Source organism: Stenotrophomonas bentonitica (assembly GCF_002887735.1).
In the GTDB taxonomy this organism is placed as follows: domain Bacteria; phylum Pseudomonadota; class Gammaproteobacteria; order Xanthomonadales; family Xanthomonadaceae; genus Stenotrophomonas; species Stenotrophomonas bentonitica_A.
Window position 1 is genome coordinate 270,632 of record NZ_PKQP01000005.1, and the last position, 17,265, is coordinate 287,896.

The window sequence follows — 17,265 nt, forward strand, 5'->3', positions numbered from 1 at the left end:
ATGGACGAGGGCCGGCAACGGCGTATCTACGCCGTGCTGGCCCTGGTCTGCGGCATCGTGGGGATGGCTGGCGGTGGCACCTTCGCCGCCATTGGGGTCTGGGTCGCGTTCGTCGAGCCGGCCTATCTGGACCGGGCCTCGCGCCTGGTGATCGGCGGCTGGGGGGTGGCCGGCCTGATCGGGATCGTGGGCTGGCTGTGGTTGAGTGGCCGCTATCTCCGAAAGGGACGCACCGGCCTGCGCGATGCCGGGCCTTGGCCGTGGGCTGCATTGGGCCTTGGCGTCCTTGCCGCCCTGGCGGTGGTCGGCATGGCATTCTGGCAGGCCGCCGCGAGTCCGATGGCACTGGTTCTGCTGCTGGCCGGGCCGCCGATGCTCTCCTGCGCGGCGCACCTGCTGTGGCTGCGCTGGCAGCCGGCCTAGGCTGGGCTGGCCTCTGCCCCCTGCCATTTGCTGTTGCCTGTCTCTCTCAGGTACCGTTGCGACGCTGCCGTGACCGCGGCATGACGTTTTCCCGATGCAAGGCGTTCCATGTACTGTCCGTTCTGCCAGCATGCCGATACCCGTGTGATCGATTCGCGCGTCTCTGAAGACGGCGCGACGATCCGGCGTCGCCGCGAGTGCGAGGCCTGCAACGAGCGCTTCAGCACCCTGGAAACCATCGAACTGAAACTGCCGGCGATCGTCAAAAGCGACGGCAGCCGCGAGGCCTTCGATGCGCGCAAGGTCCGCAGCGGCTTTGATCGCGCGCTGCAGAAGCGTCCGGTGCCTGAAGACAAGATCGAGCTGGCGGTGCGCGCGGTGATGCAGCAGGCGCGCATCTGTGGCGAACGCGAAATCCCCTCGATCAAGGTCGGCGAGTTCGTGATGAACGAACTGCGCAAGCTGGACCATGTGGGTTACGTGCGCTTTGCCTCGGTGTACCGCAGCTTCGAAGACGTGGCCGATTTCCGCGAAGAAATCGAGAAGCTCGAACGCGAGCTGCCCTCCAGCACCGAACAGCTGCAGCTGCTCGGCGATGTGATCGCGCTGACCAAGAAAAAGAAAGGCTGAGCCTGCGCCGCATCGCGGCCACCACGGCTGAGCTACCATCGCGGCTGCCTGCCGCCGGACGCTCACCGCCATGACTGAATTTACCGCTCTCGACCACCAGCACATGGCGCATGCGCTGCGCCTGGCCGAGCGCGCCGCGTATACCGCGCGGCCCAACCCGATGGTCGGCTGCGTGATCGCACGCGATGAGGTGGTGGTCGGCGAGGGCTGGCATCAGCGCACCGGCGGTCCGCACGCGGAAGTCTTCGCACTGCGCCAGGCCGGTGAACAGGCCCGCGGTGCCACCGCCTACGTGACCCTGGAGCCATGCGCGCACCACGGTCGCACGCCGCCGTGTGCACTGGCCTTGATCGAGGCAGGGGTGACACGCGTGGTGGCGGCGATGCGCGATCCTTTCCCGAAGGTCGATGGGGGGGGCTTCGTGCTGCTCCGCGACGCCGGCATCGAGGTCGCCGAAGGGTTGATGGCTGCGCAGGCGCGCGAGCTCAACCACGGGTTCCTGTCACGCATCGAGCGCGGCCGCCCGTGGGTGCGGGTGAAGCTCGCGGCCAGTCTGGACGGGCGTACGGCGATGGCCGATGGCCGCTCCAAATGGATCACCGGTGCGGCCGCCCGCGACGATGTGCAGTACTGGCGTGCGCGTGCCGGTGCGATTCTCACCGGCGCGGCCACCGTGTTGGCCGATGACCCGGTGTTGACCGTGCGGCTGGCCGATACCGAGGTATTGCCGCCCTTGCGGGTGGTACTCGATGCACGCCTGCGCTCGCTGGAGTGCGCGCGGGTGCGCGAGGGCGGGGCGCCGACCTTGTACGTGCATGACGCCGCGGTCAGCCCGCCGGACGCCGCCGATGCGGAGTTCGCCAGCGTGCCCAGCCATGACGGTCGTCTGGATCTGGGCGCGGTGTTGGCGCTGCTCGCCGAGCGCGGCATCAATGACGTGCATACCGAGGCCGGCGCCACCTTGGCCGGCGCGTTGCTGGCCGGCGGCTGGGTCGACGAACTGTTGCTGTATCAGGCGCCCACGTTGCTCGGTGAGCATGGGCTGCCGCTGCTGTCCGGCCTGGGTATCCACGCGATGGAACAGCAGCGCCGGCTGCGCGTGGTGGACAGGCGCCAGGTGGGTGAGGACCTCCGCCTGTTGCTGCGCCCATAAAAAACGGGCCCCTTGCGGGACCCGTTCGATCATGGCGCGGCGCGGACGCCGCAGCCCGATCAGTAACCGACGTGTGTGCCCTCCTATCCACGGGGCGCAGCACTCAGCGGAATAGCTTAACACTTATTTAACTTAAAGCCCCCAGTCAGGGTGCCCTGTTACACTAGCCGCGCCGGTTCGCCGGTACACAAACGTCTTCAGGGCGGGGTGCGATTCCCCACCGGCGGTAGGTGCGCAAGCACGAGCCCGCGAGCGCTTCCCGGTCCTCGGGAAGGTCAGCAGATCCGGTCCGATGCCGGAGCCGACGGTATAGTCCGGATGAAAGAAGACGGTGCGGCCGGGCCTTGGTGCTCGGCGTGCACCTATATGCCTTGCGGCGTTTTTCGCTCACTTTCCGCGGAGAACGTTCCTTGTTTACTGGAATCATCGAAGGCGTCGGCCGTCTGGCCGCACGCGACACCCTTGGCGGCGATGTCCGCTTTACCTTTGACGTGGGCACCCTGCCGTTCGAGAACGTGCAGATGGGCGAGAGCATCGCCATCAACGGGGTCTGCCTCACTGTCATCGCTTATGACGCCACCCGCTTCCAGGCCGACGCCTCGACCGAGACGTTGGGCCTGACCACGCTGGGGCAGCTGGCCGACGGCGCCGTCATCAATCTCGAACGCGCGATGCGCCCGACCGATCGCCTGGGGGGTCATCTGGTCAGCGGCCATGTCGATGGCCTGGGCCAGGTGTTGTCGGTGCATGACGATGCGCGTGCCCAGCGCTGGCGCTTCGCCGCGCCGGCCGCGTTGCTGCGCTACATCGCCAAGAAAGGCTCGATCTGCGTGGACGGAGTCAGCCTGACCGTCAACGAGGTGGACGAGCAGGGCTTCGAGGTCGCCCTCATCCCGCACACCGTGGCCAACACCGCCTTCGCCGCAACGGCCGTGGGCAGTGCGGTCAATCTTGAAATCGATCTGGTCGCCCGTTACGTCGAACGTTTGTTGGGTGCAGGAGCACGCGCATGAATTTCGCCCCCATTCCCGAGATTCTCGAGGACATCCGCCTTGGCCGCATGGTCGTCATCGTCGATGACGAAGACCGCGAGAACGAAGGCGACCTGATCATGGCCGCCGAGCTGGTCAAGCCGTCGGACATCAACTTCATGGTCACCCATGGCCGTGGCCTGGTGTGCCTGCCGCTGACCCGTGAGCGCGCTGCCGATCTCGGCCTGGCGCCGATGGTCCAGGCCAACACCGCGCAGTTCCAGACCAACTTCACCGTCAGCATCGAAGCGGCCGAGGGTGTCACCACCGGCATCTCGGCCTATGACCGCGCCCACACCATCCGCACGGCGGTGAAGCCGGACGCCAAGCCGGCCGACCTGCACCAGCCGGGCCACATCTTCCCGCTGATCGCCCAGCCGGGCGGCGTGCTGACCCGCGCCGGGCATACCGAAGCGGGCGTGGATCTGGCCATGCTGGCAGGCCTGGAGCCGGCTGGCGTGCTGGTGGAGATCCTCAACCCCGACGGCAGCATGGCGCGCCGCCCGGAGCTGGAGGTGTTCGCCCGCGAGCACGGCCTGAAGATGGGCTCGATCGCCGACCTGATCGCCTACCGCCTGGCCACCGAGAAGACGGTCGAGCGCGTGGACGAGCGCGAGATCGACACCGAGTTCGGTCCCTTCAAGCTGGTCACCTACCGCGACCGCATCGCCCACGACCTGCATTTCGCCCTGGTCCGCGGCACCCCGGATGCCGAGCCCACGCTGGTCCGCGTGCAGGTGGAAAACCCGCTGGCCGACCTGCTGCACTGGCGCCGCGACGATTTCGGCGTGGCCTCCACCGACGCCCTGCGCGCCATTGCCGCCGCCGAGCGCGGGGTGATGGTGGTGCTGTCGGCGCCACGCGACACCAACACCCTGCTGGCCCGCCTGCGCCAGCAGCCGGCCCCGGTGACCCCGGGCAAGGACAAGGATGTGAGCCAGTGGCGCCGCAACGGCGCCGGTGCGCAGATCCTGTCCGACCTCGGCCTGGGCAAGCTGCGCGTGCTGGGCACCCCCCGCCGCCAGATCGGCCTGGCCGGCTACGGCCTGGAAGTAGTGGAAACGGTCACCCCCTGACCGCCCGCCCGACCGCCCACCCTCCCGTAGAGCCGGGCTCTGCCCGGCTGGCTCTCGGCGCTGGCCTGTGACGCAGCCGGGCAGAGCCCGGCTCTACGCGCGGCCAGCGACGCCAGCCGGCAGAGCCCGGCGCTACGCACGGCCAGCGACGCCAGCCGGGCAGAGCCCGGCGCTACGTGGCCATGGCCGCCGGCCCGTGTCCGGCGTAACCGGCCCGCCCGCGTTAAACTAGTCAACCTTTTGGACCCCACGCCGAACATGAGCCACTACGAAGGCGACCTCCGTACTCCGGAAAAGGCCCGTTTCGCCATCCTCGCCAGCCGCTGGAATGCCCGCATCACCGACGTACTGGTCGCTGGCGCGCGGCAGAGCCTGGCCGGCAACGGCATCGACGAAGCCGCCATCGACGTGATCCGTGTGCCCGGCGCATGGGAACTGCCGCTGGTGGCCGCCCGCCTGGCCGCCGCGCATGAACATGCCGCGATCATCGCCCTGGGCTGTGTGATCCGCGGCGACACCCGCCACTACGAACACGTGGCCGATGGCTGCGCCGAAGGCCTGATGCGCGTGCAGCTGGATTTCGGCGTGCCGGTGCTCAATGGCGTGCTCGCCGTGGAACGCGCCGAGGATGCCGAGGCCCGTGCCGGTGGCAGCCATGGCAACAAGGGTGAGGAAGCCGCACTGACGGCGTTGGAAATGGTCAATCTTCTGGAGCAGTTGCCGTGAACAAGTCGAACCCGGGCAAGCCCTCCGGTAAACCCGTCCGCCGTGATGGCATCGACCCCGTGCTGCGCTCGCGCGCGCGCCGTCGTGCCCTGCAGGCGATCTATGCGTGGCAGATTTCCGGTGGCAACGCGCAGACCGTGATTGCCCAGTTTGCCCACGAGCAGGCGCGTGAAATCGCCGATCTGGCCTATTTTGAAGCGCTGATCCACGGCGTGCTGGACAACCGCAAGGACCTGGACGAGGCACTGACCCCGTACCTGGATCGCAGCATCGACGAAGTGGACGCCATCGAACGCGCCGCGCTGCGCGTGGCCGCCTTCGAAATGCGCTACCGCCTGGACGTGCCGTACCGCGTGGTGATCAACGAAGCGATCGAATCGGCCAAGCGCTTCGGCTCCGAGCATGGTCACACCTACGTCAACGGCGTGCTGGACCGCGCGGCCGTGGAATGGCGCAAGGTCGAATCGGGTCACTGACCCGCCGGTGGCAATGAGCCGCCGGCGGTAATGACCCGTCTGGTAGTGCCGGCCGCTGGCCGGCAACCACCGGGCGTCTGAGGTTGCCGGCCAGCGGCCGGCACTACCGACAACCGCACGCCGCGCGGCACGTACAACCGCCCCACCGCGCACTGCGCGGCACGCACAACCGCGGGAGCGCCCCATGTCCCTTGCCGAATTCGCCCTGATCGACCGCATCCGTGCCCGCACCGCCGAGCGCGACGACGTGGTGCTCGGCATCGGCGATGACGCCGCGCTGCTGCAGCCGCGCCCGAACGAACAGCTGGTGGTCACCGCCGACACGCTCAACAGCGGCGTGCATTTCCCGGCCGAGACCATGCCCTTCGACATCGGCTGGAAGACCCTGGCGGTCAACCTGTCCGACCTGGCTGCCATGGGCGCACGCCCGGCCTGGTGCACGCTGGCGTTGTCGCTGCCCGACGCGCACCCGGACTGGATCGAATCCTTCGCCGACGGCTTCTTCGCGCTGGCCGACGAACACGCCATCGCGTTGATCGGCGGCGACACCACGCGTGGCCCGCTGTCGCTGTCGGTCACGGCGATGGGGCAGGTGGCACGCGGCCAGGCGCTGCGCCGCGACCGCGCCCAGGTGGGCGATGACATCTGGGTGAGCGGCACACTCGGCGACGCCGCCGGTGCCCTGCAGCTGTGGCAGCGCGGTGAGTTGAACATCGCCACCGCCACCGTGCTGGGTGACTACGAAACATTGCGCCTGCGCTTGCTGCGGCCGACCCCACGGGTGACGCTGGGCCTGCGCCTCCGCGCCTTCGCGCATGCTGCCGTGGATATCTCTGACGGCCTGCTGGCCGACCTGGGCCACATCACCACGCGCAGTGGCGTGCGTGCCGAAGTGGATGCCGACGCCGTGCCGCTGTCACCGGCGCTGCGTGCGGTGCTTGGCCGCGACGCCGCGCGTGCGTGTGCCCTGCGCGGCGGCGACGATTACGAACTGTGCTTCACCGCCGCCGCCGACCAGCGCGAGGCGCTGCATGCCGTGGCCGAATCGCTGCGCCTGCCGCTCACCCGCATCGGCCGCATCGTGGAAGGGCAGGGCGTGCAGTGCGAAGGCGAAACCGGGCCCGGCGGCTACCAGCACTTCGCGGAGTGAGCAGCCGGCAGAGCCCGGCGCCACGGTCGCGATGCGGGTGTTACGGGATGCTCACGGTCGCCTGCTGGTCCCGCGGCGTGCCGTAGTCGTCCAGCCACTGGAACGTCACCTTCGCCGGCATCGGGGCACCCGCCGGCAGCGCGTAGCGCACCTGCTGGCCCGGGGCGATCATGTCCACCTCCACCTTGCGGCCGTCCGCCAGCGTCAGCGTGCTCAGGGTGACGTGGTAGGCGGTAGGGTTGGTGACCTGCAAGGCATTGCCCGCACCGGTCCATACCAGCGCAGCCGCGGCATCGCGGGCGTTGCCGGGCAACCCTGCGGGACGGTGAAACAGCTTCACACGCGTGCGCACGGCGAATTGCAGCAGATTCTTGCCTGCGGCATCGGTCGGCTTGGGCGGAATGTCCAGCAGGTTGAAATAGAACACCGATTCGCGGTCGGTTGGCAGCGGTGCCTCCGACGGGCGCGGTGCATAGGTGATGCGATAGGCCTGGCCCTGATGCGCCTGCAGCAGGCGCGGGTCGGCCGGGGTAAGCCGGAACGGCGTGCGCACGTTCTCCGGCCGGGCATGACTATCGCCCGCGTCCACCCACACCTGCACCATGGCCGGCTGGTCGCCACCGTTGCTTGCCTTCACTGTGACGTCGCGACCCTTGCCTGCGTCGTGCACGATGCGGGTGCCTTGCAGCGTAACCGCGGCCAGCGAGGCATGGCTCGCCAGCAGCAGCGTCACCAGGGCGAACGCCCGGGATGTAATGCGCATGTTCATTGCTCACCTGCTCCAGAAGAAAGTGCCGTACCTGCCGCACGTGCGGCAGGTACGGCGAAAGGGCGTTGAGTTACTTGTAGAGCACCACGAAATCACCGGAGGCATCGGCCTTGCCGGCCGTTGCGTCCTGGCCCGGCGAGGCGTACCACGCGCTGTAGTCCAGCTGGCCTTTGCCGTCGGCAGGAATGACCACCCACTGCGTGGGATCTTCACCGATCTTCTGGTGCGCACCGGCGGCGTCGTACAGCGCAACGCCCACGTTCTGCGCGCCGCCCGGAGCGACACCCAGGTTGCCGGTGCTGCCATGCGGCGTGCCGCCAAAGCGCACACCCACCTCCTGGGAACTGCCCGAACCGGAGCAGTCCAGGCCGATGCTGAAGTTCTTCTGGCCGGCACGGGTGTTGGCGTTGACCGACTTCAGGTCGACCTGGCCCATGGCCACGGTGATGGTGCCGCCGGTGGAGTCCACCGCGCAGGTGGAGGTCATCAGCTCGCCGGTGATCTCCAGCTTCTCGGCCATGGCCGACGGTGCGGCCGTGGCAGCCAGCAGGGAAATGATCGCTACATTCAATTTGTTCAACATGATCTGCACTCGGGTTGGAAAATACGAGGAGCGCAGTGTCGTTCCAGACATATCTCGGAACCATGCAATAAGTTGCAAACGATAGGCGGTGTCTTAAATGGCCGCCGTTTGTACAGGTGGCGTTCAATGCACGGCGCACCGTGCCCGCGCGTGACACCTATAGGGAATCCGCCGCATTTCAAAAACTGCAGATCGGGTGACGCTGAAAATGAATGCGCTTGAAACTTAGATAGGCAAAATCTCTCTAGTTCTAAGGGTTGCATTGAGCATTGCAACTAATTGCATGGGATGACGCGCGGTAGACCCCTACGCTGCGACCCCTCATCCACAGGGAGATGTCGGTTTCAGCCGACGTCGAATGATCGTCGCCATGAATGCATGCTCGCCAGTCTTCGCTCCGCCTCGTCGTCGCACGCGCCACTGCTTGGCAACGGCTATCGCCGTCTCGCTGGCATTGGGTATGGTCGCGCCAAGCCGGGCCGATCCGCTCGACGGCCTGCAGTTCAGCGAGGGGTTCCTGATCGGCGGCGAGGCCATCGACCTGCAGCGCTACGCGCAGGGCAATCCGATGGCGCCAGGCGTGTACCCGCTGGACCTGGTGGTCAACGGGGCGTTCCGCGAAAGCCGCGACATCACCTTCGTGCCGGGCGAACAGGGCGCCGTGCCGTGCCTGCCGGTGGCACTGGTGCGCGAACTGGGTCTGAAGGATGCCTACCTGACGCCACTGGGTGATGATGCGTCGGCCTGTGTCGACCTGGTGGCCATCGTGCCGGGCGCCACGGTCAGCTTCGACAGCGGCGCGTTGCAGCTGCTGGTGACGGTTCCGCAGGCCGCACAGGTCAGCACCGCGCGTGGCTACGTGGCACCGGCGCAGCGCGACTATGGCGTCACGGCAGGATTCTTCGACTACAACGTCAACCACAATCGCAGCCAAGGGCAGGACAACACCTACGCCAGCGTCAATGCGGGCATCAATCTGGGTGCCTGGCGGTTGCGCCATCGCGCGTCGTTCAGCCAGGGCACGCACGGTTCGCGACACGATGTGATCAGCAGCCACCTGCAGCGCGACCTGCCGTGGCTCAACAGCCAGTTGCTGATCGGCCAGAGCAGCACCGGCGGCGAGTTGTTTGAAAGCGTGGCCTTCAGCGGTGCACGCGTGGCCACCGACGAGCGCATGCTGCCCGATTCGCTGCGCGGCTTTGCCCCGGTGGTGCAGGGCATTGCCGAGGGCAACGCGGTGGTCACCATCCGCCAGAACAGCCATGTCATCCATGAGGTGACCGTCGCGCCGGGGCCGTTCTCCATCGAGGATCTGTACCCCACCAACTTCGGCGGCGACCTGGACGTGACTGTCACCGAAGCCGACGGCCGGACCCAGCGCTTCAAGGTCAGCTTCTCGGCGGTGCCGCAGGCGCTGCGCCCCGGCGCCAGCCGCTTCAGCGCCACCGCTGGTGAACTGCGCGCCTCCCGTCGCGGCGGTGAAGACCTGCGCTTTGCCGAAGGCACCTACGCACGCGGCATCAGCAACCGCTTCACCGCATTGGGCGGCGTACAGGCCAGTGAAGGTTTCCAGGCGGCATTGGTCGGCGGTGCGGTGAACACGCCGATCGGCGCGTTCGGTGCCGACATCACCCATTCGCGCGCACGCCTGAGCAACGGCGAGCAGGTGACCGGCAACAGTGTGCGGCTCAACTTCCAGCGCTATGTTGCCGCCACCGGCACCAACTTCGGCCTGGCCGCGCACCGCTACAGCACGCAGGGCTATCTCACCCTGACCGACTTCGCCGACGCACGCAGCGACGACTGGGGCTATGGCCGCCGTGCGCGCCAGCGCTACCAGGTGAACTTCTCGCAGCGAGTGGGCGAGCGCAGCACGCTGTCGCTGAGCGGGGGCCATGTGAGCTACTGGGACAGCGCCGACCGCCAGAACGATTTCCAGCTGCGCTTCCAGAGCACCTGGGGCCGCGCCAACTACGGCATCTCCGCGATGCGCTACCAGTTGGGCAACGGCCGCCAGGACACCCGCTATGCATTCAACGTGAGCGTGCCGCTGGGCCGCAGCCCGAGTGCGCCGCGCCTGAGCAGCCAGGTCGGGCAGTCCGCTGCCGGTCACCAGGCGCAGCTGGGCATCAACGGCACGCTGGGTGAGGACCGCGCACTGAGTTACAGCCTGTCGGCCAGCGATGCCAGCAACGGCCAGCGCAGTACCAGTGCCTACACCACCTACCAGGGCGGACGTGGCACCTTCAGCGCGGGGTATACCCGTTCCGGCGACTACAGCGCGGTGTCGGCCAGCGCGGCCGGCAGCGTGGTGCTGCATGGCGGCGGCGTCAACCTCGGCGCCCCGGTGGGCGACGGCTTTGCGTTGATCCAGGCCGAGGGTGCGCATGGGGCAAAGGTCGGGTACGGAAGCGATACCCGGGTGGCGCGCAATGGCTATGCGTTGCTGCCGCACGTCAGCCCCTACCGCTGGAACCAGATCGACCTGGACCCGTCCGGCCTGCCGCTGGATGTGGAACTGCTGCAGACCTCGCAGCGTGTCGCCCCCACCGCCGGCAGCATCGTGCGGGTGGCCTTCAACGCCAAGCGCGAGCGCACGCTGTTCATCGATGCCACCGACGCGCTGGGCCAGCCCCTGCCGTTCGCCGCCCGCGTTGAAGACGAGGCCGGCCGCGCATTCGGTGCGGTCGGGCAGGGCGGGGTGATCCAGTTGCGCGGCGCGCCCGAACACGGCCAGTTGATCGTCGATCCCGATGGTCCACAGCGCTGTCGCCTGCACTACACCACGCCCGATGCCCCGGATGCCTACGGGCTGTCCTGGAGCCAGGCGGTCTGCACACCGCTGCCCGCGCCCAGCCCGGGTCTGCAGGCCGCTCTGGATGTGTCCAGCGCAGCGTCGTTCTGAGTCTTTCTTTCCTTTCCCTATCTGGAGTTCTGCATGAATCTGTTCAACCGCTTGACCCTGTGCACCGCTCTGTTGGCCGTGGCGCCGCTGGCCATGGCCGACAGCGCCACCCTCACCATCAGCGGCCGGGTGCTGCCCGGCACCTGCACGCTTACGGATGCGCGGATCGATCTGGACCCGGTCAAAACCAGCGACCTCACCCCCGGCACGGACAGCCAGATCAAGGCCGGCGCGCTGGAGTTCAACGGCTGCGTGGGCGTGAGCAAGGCGGTGCTGTCCTTCGCCGGCACCGCTGCCGACGGCGATGCGACGCGCTGGAAGAACACCGAAGCTACCGACCCGGCCGGTGGCGTGTCGATTTCGCTGCTGTCGGGTACCACCGGCAGCACCTATCTCAAGGACGGCGACACCGGCATCGATGTGCCGGTGACCGGCACCAGCGCGCGTTACGACCTGAGAGCGGCGTACTACCTGCCTCCCGCAGGCGTGCCCGAAGCCGGTGGGGTTTCCACGGAGATCGTGGTGACGGCGGACTACGAATGAGAACGAATGTACCCACGCCGACCAGAAGCATGATCAGCGCCGCGCGCCAAATCAGGCGGGCAAGGCACTCCGGACTGCGCATGGCGATCGGCTTGCTGTGTTCACTTGGCTTCTGCGCGACTGCAGTTGCGTGTACGACAAGCCGGGGTTACCCGATGAACTTCGACAAGACCTACAGCTCCTCGCCGCCCTCCGAGGGACGGTTCATGGATTACGGCGGTGCCGTTGCCAACTTCAGCGCATGCAGTGTCCCCGGCCTCTATGATATGGCGCTCACGCTGGATATGCCTGGACTCAGGCCGGCAGGTACCATCAGCTATGACGGAATGACGCTGCCCGTTTACGACTTTGCGGATGATTCGCCGTTGATCGGCTTTGCGTTCATGCAGGTCATAGGATGGTCTGCTCAACCCGTCACTCCGGGTAGTACCACACCGTATGTCATGGATATAGCGGCAACGGAGAGCCCCAAAGCCGATTTCAATTTTCGCGCCTACGCTTTCTCACGGGGAACTCCCATGCGCACCTATGAGATGTCAGGCAGCCTCAAGATCGATGCGCCTGATTTTCCTTCGCTGGGACTCACGATTCCGCTCAGGATCAACCTGAAATTCCCACACGTCACGTGCCCGCTGCTGGACGCGGCGGAGGACCTGCGGGATGTCGATTTCGCCGAGTTGTCCGCACCAGGCAGCACGGCAGGAGAGAAAGTGGTGGCCATTCGGATGGATTGCGGCGCGGATACGCCCCGGGCCAGGATCTCGTTGCATGATGCTGCAGACCCTGGCAATACCGGAAGCCAGCTGACACCCAGTGCGGGTTCGGATGCCGGCGGTGTCCGTGTGCAGCTGATGCGTGCAGGCAGCGAGGTCCAGTTCGGCCAGCAGTGGGATTTCGACCCGGGGGTGGGCGGCATGCATAACCACGAGTTCACGGCGCGCTACATCCGCACCACGGAGACACTCACGCCCGGCATCATCAAGGGGGAGGCGGTGTTGAACGTCGATTACTGGTAGCGGCGATGTCGGGAGTTTCGCCAGCGTCGCAGGCGGATCTGACCGGCTACACCGCTACCGGCCGCGTGCGTGGTACTGCCGCTGGGTGTTTATGGCACCTGGTTGCAGGATGGCGAGGGCACTCACGGCGCCTATATGGATACGAACGTGCAGTACGGCGGTTTCGACAACCGCGTGAGGGGTATCGGCCTGGAGCCGGAGCAATACGATTCGCGGATGGCCAGGGCGTCGCTGGAGGCCGGTTACACGTTCAACGTCTGGCAGGGTGCGTCGAGCCAGCTGTATCTGCAGCCGCAGCTGTCGTATGTCGACTTCGACGCTGATCGCCATGGAACACAACTGCACGGCGATCGATCGTGCCGATGCCGGTGGCCTGAACGGGCGCCCGGGCTGTGCGCGTGTTCGGTCATGGCGCTGCAGCTGGCACGTACCTGGGGGGGAACTGGCTGCGCGGCAGCGGCACCAGCGCCTTGCAGTTCAACGGTGACACGCTGGGTGCGGATGTGCCGCGCAACCGCTATGAAATGCAGGCCGGTGCCGAGTTGAAGCTGGGCCAGCGCTGGGGCGCATGGGGTGGCCTGACCGTGCAGCGGGGTGACCACGGTTACCGCAATGTGGGTGGCCAGGTGGGCCTGCGCATGGCCTGGTAAGCGACAGTGCCGGGGTCGGAGCCCATTGCTTGGCAATGGGATCCGACCCCGGGTAACCGGTAGCGCCGGGCCATGCCCGGCGGGTGTCACCCCGGCGGCAGCACCTTGCCTGGGTTGAGGATGCCATCCGGATCCAGCGCGGCCTTGATCGCGCGCATCGTTGCCAGCGTGGCCGCGCTGAACGCCTTGGCCATGAAGTCGCGCTTGGCCAGGCCGATGCCATGCTCGCCCGACAACGTGCCGCCCAACGCCAGCGTCAGTTCGAAGATCTTCGGCAGCGCCGCATGCGCGCGTGCGTTTTCGTCGGCGTCGTCGGGGTGGTAGAGGATGTTGACGTGCAGGTTGCCGTTGCCGGCATGGCCGAAGGTGACGATGGTGAGCGCGTATTCGCGCGCCAGCGCCTGCACGCCGGCCACCAGGTCGGGGATGCGCGACACCGGCACCACCACGTCTTCGTTGATCTTGCCCGGGGCGATGCTGCGCAGCGCGGGCGACAGCGCCTTGCGCGCGGCCCACAGTTTTTCGCGCGCGGCCCCTTCCATCGCCACGTCCAACGCGATCATGCCGTCGCCCTCGGCGGCGGTGGCCAGTGCCTGCAGCAGGTAGGGCAGGGTGTCGTGGTCGCCGTCGGCTTCCACCAGCAACATCGCGCCGGCCTCGGGCACGTCGGCGCCATTGCGACGCAGCAGCTCCAGGCTGCGCGCGTCCATGAATTCCAGCCGCGTGGGCACCACCGGTTGCGCCATCAGCCGCGACACGGCCGCCGCGGCCGCATCGGCATCGCGATACAACACGCGCAGCCCGGCCTGGGCGACCGGAAGCGGGGTGAGCTTCAGCGTGGCTTCCACGATCAGCGCCAGGGTGCCTTCGCTGCCCACCAGCAGGTGGGTAAGGTCGTAGCCGGTGGCGTCCTTGGTGTAGGCGCCGCCGCAGTGGATGAGGTCGCCTGCGCCGGTCACCGCCACCAGCCCGAGCACGTTGTCGCGGCTGGTGCCGTACTTCACCGCGCGCGGGCCACCGGCATTGCACGCCAGGTTGCCGCCGATGCTGCATATGTCGGCGCTGGACGGGTCCGGTGCCCAGAACAGGCCGTGCGGCATCAGCGCCTGCTGCAGGTCGCCGTTGAGCACACCCGGTTCGACCACCGCGCAGCGGTTGCCGGGCTGGATGTCGAGGATGCGCGCCATGCGCGCGAACGACAGCACGATGCTGCCGTTGACCGGTACCGCCGCGCCGGTGGTGCCGGTGCCCGCGCCGCGCGCCACCACGGCCACATGGTGCGTGCGGCAGGCGCGGACCAGCGCCACCACCTGCTCGCGGTCACGCGGAAACGCCACGCCGAGCGGCAACTGGCTGCGCCAGGAGTTGTCCTGCGCGTGGGCGGCCAGCACGGCGTCATCGGTGCGCCAGCCGTCGTCGCCCAGCAGGGCATGCACGGTGGACAAGAAGGCGGCGGGCAGGGCGGGGGTGGTCGACATCAGGCGTTCCGGGAATTCACAGGGGCGCGTTGGATCAGCCTCCAGCCGATCACGGCGGCGGCCAGCGGCAACCACACCCAACGCAGTTCAGATACAACAGTGGCCAGCCCGCGCGCGCTGAAGAACTGCCCGGCGAACGGCGACACACGGATCGGGCGCCACGGTGCGAACAACCGCTCGCCACTCCATGGCCACCACAGGGCAACACCCAGCCCGCCGGAGGTGAGCGCGTCCAGCAGCGGGTGCGACAGCGCACTGATGCCAACGAACGCGGCGGCCTGCACTGCACTGGCGCGCAGGCGCGTATGCAGTACCGCAGCGAGCACGGCCAGCACCGCAGCGAACACGATCGAATGACTGGCCCCACGGTGGCCGAAGCTGTCGGCATAGGGAATGTGCAGCGCGAAGGCCAGCACATCGGCGTCGGGCAGCATCGCCGCGACCACGCCCGCGGCCAGCAACGGCGCGGCGATGCGACCGCGATCCGCGGCGCACCACAGCGCCAGCGGAATGGCGGCGTGGGTGAAGATGGAGGGCATCAGCAGTCGTCCAGCCGGAACGCGTCGCGCAGCCAGTTCAGCTGCGGCGGCTCGCCACTGGCTTCAACCACGTCGAAGCGGCAGGGCTGCTCGGCCAGCCAGGGATGCGATTGCAGGAACAACTGCGCGGCGATCACCAGCTTGCGTCGCTTGCGCAGGTCCACCGAGGCCGCGCCGCCGCCAAAGCGGGCACTGGCGCGGTAGCGCACTTCCACGAACACGACGACATCGCCGTCGCGCATGATCAGGTCGATCTCACCGCGGCGATAACGCGCGTTGGTGGTGACCGGGCGCAGCCCGGCCTCACGGAGATGGTGCTGCGCGGCGGCTTCCACCGCCGCGCCACGTAGCGCGCGCCCTGTCGGCACGCCGATCAGTTGCTGCTGGCGATCGGCATCGGCCGGCCGCCGCTGAAGGTCGACCACGCCGGTACCCGCAACACGTTGCCGTTGCTGTCCAGGAACAGGGTGCCGGTGGCGCCGGCCAGGCCGCCTTCGGTGGCGACCTTGTCCAGGTAGGCGCTGATCTTCCAGGCGTCGAAACCAAACGCGAACAGCCGACCGGAGGCGCCACGTGCCGAGGGCAGGATCTGCCCGGCGGTGGACGCGGCTGGCAGGCCGGGCACGCCGCGCACGTTCCAGGCTTCGTTCGGGTAGACGATGCCGTCCAGCGCCATGTCTTCTTCGGGCTTGCCGGCGCCGGCGGTGAGCTGGGAGGTGCCGACGCGGGTGGCGCCGCCGGCACCGGCCAGTGCGAGTTGCGGCGTCAGCGCACGCGCCTGTGGTGCCTTGACCGCCAGCAGCACGCCGTCGATGGCACCGGCGGCACGCACCTGCGCGCCGATATCACCGACGGTGTCGCTGACGCCGATCGTCGCCACCACCTGGCCACCACGCTGCGCGAAGCGCTCGCGGAAGGCGGCAGCGGCACGGCGGCCGTTGTCATCGTTGCTGTGGATCACCAGCACCTTGCTGCGTTCGCGGCCGCGAAGATACTCGGCGGCGATGATGCCGTCGTCTTCCGGGGCCAGCGAGAAACCGGCGCTACCGGCCGGCGGGGTGTCCTTGCCGCGGTTCAGCGCCAGCACCGGCACCGGAAGCTCGCGGCGGCCGAACACGGCATCCACTTCGTCGCGGCCGAGCGGGCCGACGATGAAATCGGCGCCGGCGGTCACGGCCTTGTCGTAGGCCGCCACGGCCCCGGCCGCGGTGCCGGCGGTATCGATGAACTGGATGTCCGGGCGGCGGCGGGTTTCACCGTAGTAACCGCTGAGCAGGCCATCGCGGACCGGCTGCGCGGCGGTGGCCAGGCGGCCACTGAGCGGCAGCAGCACGGCCATCTTCACGGGCGGACGATAGCCATCGCTCATCGCCGGCGGGCGCTTGCTGGTATCGAACTGCGAGGCGCCTTCGCGATCGAACGGACGCGGCAGCGGCAGGCCCCGGGCGATCAGCGCACGGCCGGCGAAGTTGTACAGCGGCTCGTTGGCCGGCAGTGCCGCCGCGCGGGCGCGCAGGGTGGCATCGTCCAGCGTGCCGAGCAGGCCGGCGATGGCCTGCTGGTTGTCGGTACGCGCTTTGCCGGTCAGCGCGGCGTGCGCACGGGCGCGCTCGAGCGCGGCACCGAGGTTGTCGCCGGTGGCCTGCAGTGCGTTGGCGCGCGCCAACTGCCAGCGGGTACGCAGCGATGGGGTGACCGCCTCGGCCGATTCTTTCAGTGCGGCCAGCGCCTGCGCCGGCTGCTTGTCGGCCAGGGCCAGCTCGGCGGTGGTCAGCTGATACCGCTGCAGGCTGGCGCCGCTGAGCTGGCGCGCAGTGACCTGGGCCAGCAGCGTGCGGGCGCGGGTGGCATCGCCGGCTTCGTGCCAGGCGAAGGCGGCATCGGCCAGCGCGGCGCTGCGGGCACTGCCGCGCAGGGTGTTGGCCAGGGCTTCCAGCTGGACCGCCGCATCGCGCGGCTTGCCCTGCTCGATCAGCGCCAAGGCCTGGCTCTGGGCCGGCGAATCCGGCGCACTGGTGAAGCTGGTCGTGGCGCAGCCGGCAAGCAGCATCAGCGACAACGAAAGGGCGGAGATCCTTACGACGGGCTTGTTCATGATCAGGTCCATTCGATGGGGG

General features: G+C 68.1%; 17 protein-coding genes, 1 pseudogene and 1 riboswitch. Of the genes and pseudogenes, 12 read left to right on the plus strand and 6 right to left on the minus strand.

All coding sequences use genetic code 11. The annotated features are described in order from the left end of the window. From C0R07_RS12025 to thiL, 8 genes are all read left to right on the plus strand, one after another. Positions 1 to 423 (plus strand): hypothetical protein, encoded by a 423-nt coding sequence (locus C0R07_RS12025; protein ID WP_102789013.1) that lies wholly within the window; start codon positions 1 to 3, stop codon positions 421 to 423. Between the two features lie 108 nt (positions 424 to 531). Further along, the gene (gene nrdR / locus C0R07_RS12030; protein ID WP_019182518.1) at positions 532 to 1,053 is read left to right on the plus strand and encodes a transcriptional regulator NrdR; all 522 of its coding nucleotides are present in this window, start codon (positions 532 to 534) and stop codon (positions 1,051 to 1,053) included. Positions 1,054 to 1,123: 70 nt separating this feature from the next. Further along, entirely contained in the window at positions 1,124 to 2,206 is a 1,083-nt protein-coding gene (gene ribD / locus C0R07_RS12035) for a bifunctional diaminohydroxyphosphoribosylaminopyrimidine deaminase/5-amino-6-(5-phosphoribosylamino)uracil reductase RibD (RefSeq protein WP_102789014.1), read from the plus strand. A 189-nt stretch (positions 2,207 to 2,395) separates the two neighbouring features. Continuing rightward, a riboswitch (FMN riboswitch) is annotated at positions 2,396 to 2,540 on the plus strand. 76 nt (positions 2,541 to 2,616) lie between these two features. Further along, positions 2,617 to 3,219 (plus strand): riboflavin synthase, encoded by a 603-nt coding sequence (locus C0R07_RS12040; protein ID WP_070426607.1) that lies wholly within the window; start codon positions 2,617 to 2,619, stop codon positions 3,217 to 3,219. Next, positions 3,216 to 4,313, plus strand: a complete 1,098-nt coding sequence (gene ribB, locus C0R07_RS12045) for a 3,4-dihydroxy-2-butanone-4-phosphate synthase (RefSeq protein ID WP_070471709.1) — start codon at positions 3,216 to 3,218, stop codon at positions 4,311 to 4,313. Before C0R07_RS12040 ends, ribB begins: the two co-directional genes overlap by 4 nt. Positions 4,314 to 4,571: 258 nt before the next feature. Continuing rightward, positions 4,572 to 5,039, plus strand: coding sequence for a 6,7-dimethyl-8-ribityllumazine synthase (gene ribH / locus C0R07_RS12050; protein ID WP_038690522.1), 468 nt, complete (start codon positions 4,572 to 4,574; stop codon positions 5,037 to 5,039). Then, entirely contained in the window at positions 5,036 to 5,515 is a 480-nt protein-coding gene (nusB, locus tag C0R07_RS12055) for a transcription antitermination factor NusB (protein WP_038690521.1), read from the plus strand. The genes ribH and nusB overlap by 4 nt, the downstream gene beginning before the upstream one ends. Before the next feature lie 184 nt (positions 5,516 to 5,699). Next, on the plus strand, positions 5,700 to 6,665 hold the full coding sequence (gene thiL, locus C0R07_RS12060; protein WP_070471710.1) for a thiamine-phosphate kinase: 966 nt from the start codon (positions 5,700 to 5,702) through the stop codon (positions 6,663 to 6,665). A 40-nt stretch (positions 6,666 to 6,705) separates the two neighbouring features. Here thiL and C0R07_RS12065 read toward each other — a convergent pair whose 3' ends face one another. Together C0R07_RS12065 and C0R07_RS12070 are read right to left on the minus strand one after the other, a co-directional pair. Further along, a complete protein-coding gene (locus tag C0R07_RS12065) occupies positions 6,706 to 7,434 on the minus strand; it encodes a fimbrial biogenesis chaperone (RefSeq protein WP_390329024.1) in 729 nt (242 codons plus the stop codon). A 70-nt stretch (positions 7,435 to 7,504) separates the two neighbouring features. Beyond that, positions 7,505 to 8,017, minus strand: coding sequence for a fimbrial protein (locus tag C0R07_RS12070; RefSeq protein ID WP_070471763.1), 513 nt, complete (start codon positions 8,015 to 8,017; stop codon positions 7,505 to 7,507). Positions 8,018 to 8,477: 460 nt separating this feature from the next. Between C0R07_RS12070 and C0R07_RS12075 the strand changes: the two genes are divergently transcribed. The 4 genes and pseudogenes from C0R07_RS12075 to C0R07_RS12090 all read left to right on the plus strand — a co-directional run. Beyond that, positions 8,478 to 10,922, plus strand: coding sequence for a fimbria/pilus outer membrane usher protein (locus C0R07_RS12075; protein ID WP_254427833.1), 2,445 nt, complete (start codon positions 8,478 to 8,480; stop codon positions 10,920 to 10,922). Positions 10,923 to 10,955: 33 nt separating this feature from the next. Beyond that, entirely contained in the window at positions 10,956 to 11,465 is a 510-nt protein-coding gene (locus C0R07_RS12080; RefSeq protein ID WP_070471713.1) for a fimbrial protein, read from the plus strand. 155 nt (positions 11,466 to 11,620) lie between these two features. Then, a complete protein-coding gene (locus C0R07_RS20130; RefSeq protein ID WP_254427834.1) occupies positions 11,621 to 12,481 on the plus strand; it encodes a fimbrial protein in 861 nt (286 codons plus the stop codon). Positions 12,482 to 12,513: 32 nt separating this feature from the next. Continuing rightward, positions 12,514 to 13,131 (plus strand): annotated as a pseudogene (locus C0R07_RS12090) (autotransporter outer membrane beta-barrel domain-containing protein); the annotation flags it as partial. Positions 13,132 to 13,217: 86 nt separating this feature from the next. Here C0R07_RS12090 and C0R07_RS12095 read toward each other — a convergent pair. From C0R07_RS12095 to C0R07_RS12110, 4 genes are read right to left on the minus strand one after another with little or no spacing between them, the layout of a single operon-like run. After that, positions 13,218 to 14,609, minus strand: a complete 1,392-nt coding sequence (locus tag C0R07_RS12095) for an FAD-binding oxidoreductase (RefSeq protein WP_102789015.1) — start codon at positions 14,607 to 14,609, stop codon at positions 13,218 to 13,220. Next, the gene (locus C0R07_RS12100) at positions 14,609 to 15,148 is read right to left on the minus strand and encodes a metal-dependent hydrolase (protein WP_070471716.1); all 540 of its coding nucleotides are present in this window, start codon (positions 15,146 to 15,148) and stop codon (positions 14,609 to 14,611) included. Before C0R07_RS12100 ends, C0R07_RS12095 begins: the two co-directional genes overlap by 1 nt. Beyond that, complete coding sequence (locus C0R07_RS12105) at positions 15,148 to 15,516, minus strand: YraN family protein (protein ID WP_070471766.1); 369 nt, start codon at positions 15,514 to 15,516, stop codon at positions 15,148 to 15,150. The genes C0R07_RS12100 and C0R07_RS12105 overlap by 1 nt, the downstream gene beginning before the upstream one ends. Positions 15,517 to 15,521: 5 nt before the next feature. After that, a complete protein-coding gene (locus tag C0R07_RS12110) occupies positions 15,522 to 17,243 on the minus strand; it encodes a penicillin-binding protein activator (RefSeq protein ID WP_102789038.1) in 1,722 nt (573 codons plus the stop codon). Positions 17,244 to 17,265 lie beyond the last annotated feature (22 nt).

Coding starts and splice junctions, on each gene's coding strand:
- C0R07_RS12025 (WP_102789013.1), top strand. CDS start 1: ATGGACGAGGGCCGGCAACGGCGTATCTACGCCGTGCTGGCCCTGGTC.
- nrdR (WP_019182518.1), top strand. CDS start 532: ATGTACTGTCCGTTCTGCCAGCATGCCGATACCCGTGTGATCGATTCG.
- ribD (WP_102789014.1), top strand. CDS start 1,124: ATGACTGAATTTACCGCTCTCGACCACCAGCACATGGCGCATGCGCTG.
- ribB (WP_070471709.1), top strand. CDS start 3,216: ATGAATTTCGCCCCCATTCCCGAGATTCTCGAGGACATCCGCCTTGGC.
- ribH (WP_038690522.1), top strand. CDS start 4,572: ATGAGCCACTACGAAGGCGACCTCCGTACTCCGGAAAAGGCCCGTTTC.
- thiL (WP_070471710.1), top strand. CDS start 5,700: ATGTCCCTTGCCGAATTCGCCCTGATCGACCGCATCCGTGCCCGCACC.
- C0R07_RS12065 (WP_390329024.1), bottom strand. CDS start 7,434: ATGAACATGCGCATTACATCCCGGGCGTTCGCCCTGGTGACGCTGCTG.
- C0R07_RS12070 (WP_070471763.1), bottom strand. CDS start 8,017: ATGTTGAACAAATTGAATGTAGCGATCATTTCCCTGCTGGCTGCCACG.
- C0R07_RS12075 (WP_254427833.1), top strand. CDS start 8,478: ATGGTCGCGCCAAGCCGGGCCGATCCGCTCGACGGCCTGCAGTTCAGC.
- C0R07_RS12080 (WP_070471713.1), top strand. CDS start 10,956: ATGAATCTGTTCAACCGCTTGACCCTGTGCACCGCTCTGTTGGCCGTG.
- C0R07_RS20130 (WP_254427834.1), top strand. CDS start 11,621: ATGAACTTCGACAAGACCTACAGCTCCTCGCCGCCCTCCGAGGGACGG.
- C0R07_RS12095 (WP_102789015.1), bottom strand. CDS start 14,609: ATGTCGACCACCCCCGCCCTGCCCGCCGCCTTCTTGTCCACCGTGCAT.
- C0R07_RS12100 (WP_070471716.1), bottom strand. CDS start 15,148: ATGCCCTCCATCTTCACCCACGCCGCCATTCCGCTGGCGCTGTGGTGC.
- C0R07_RS12110 (WP_102789038.1), bottom strand. CDS start 17,243: ATGAACAAGCCCGTCGTAAGGATCTCCGCCCTTTCGTTGTCGCTGATG.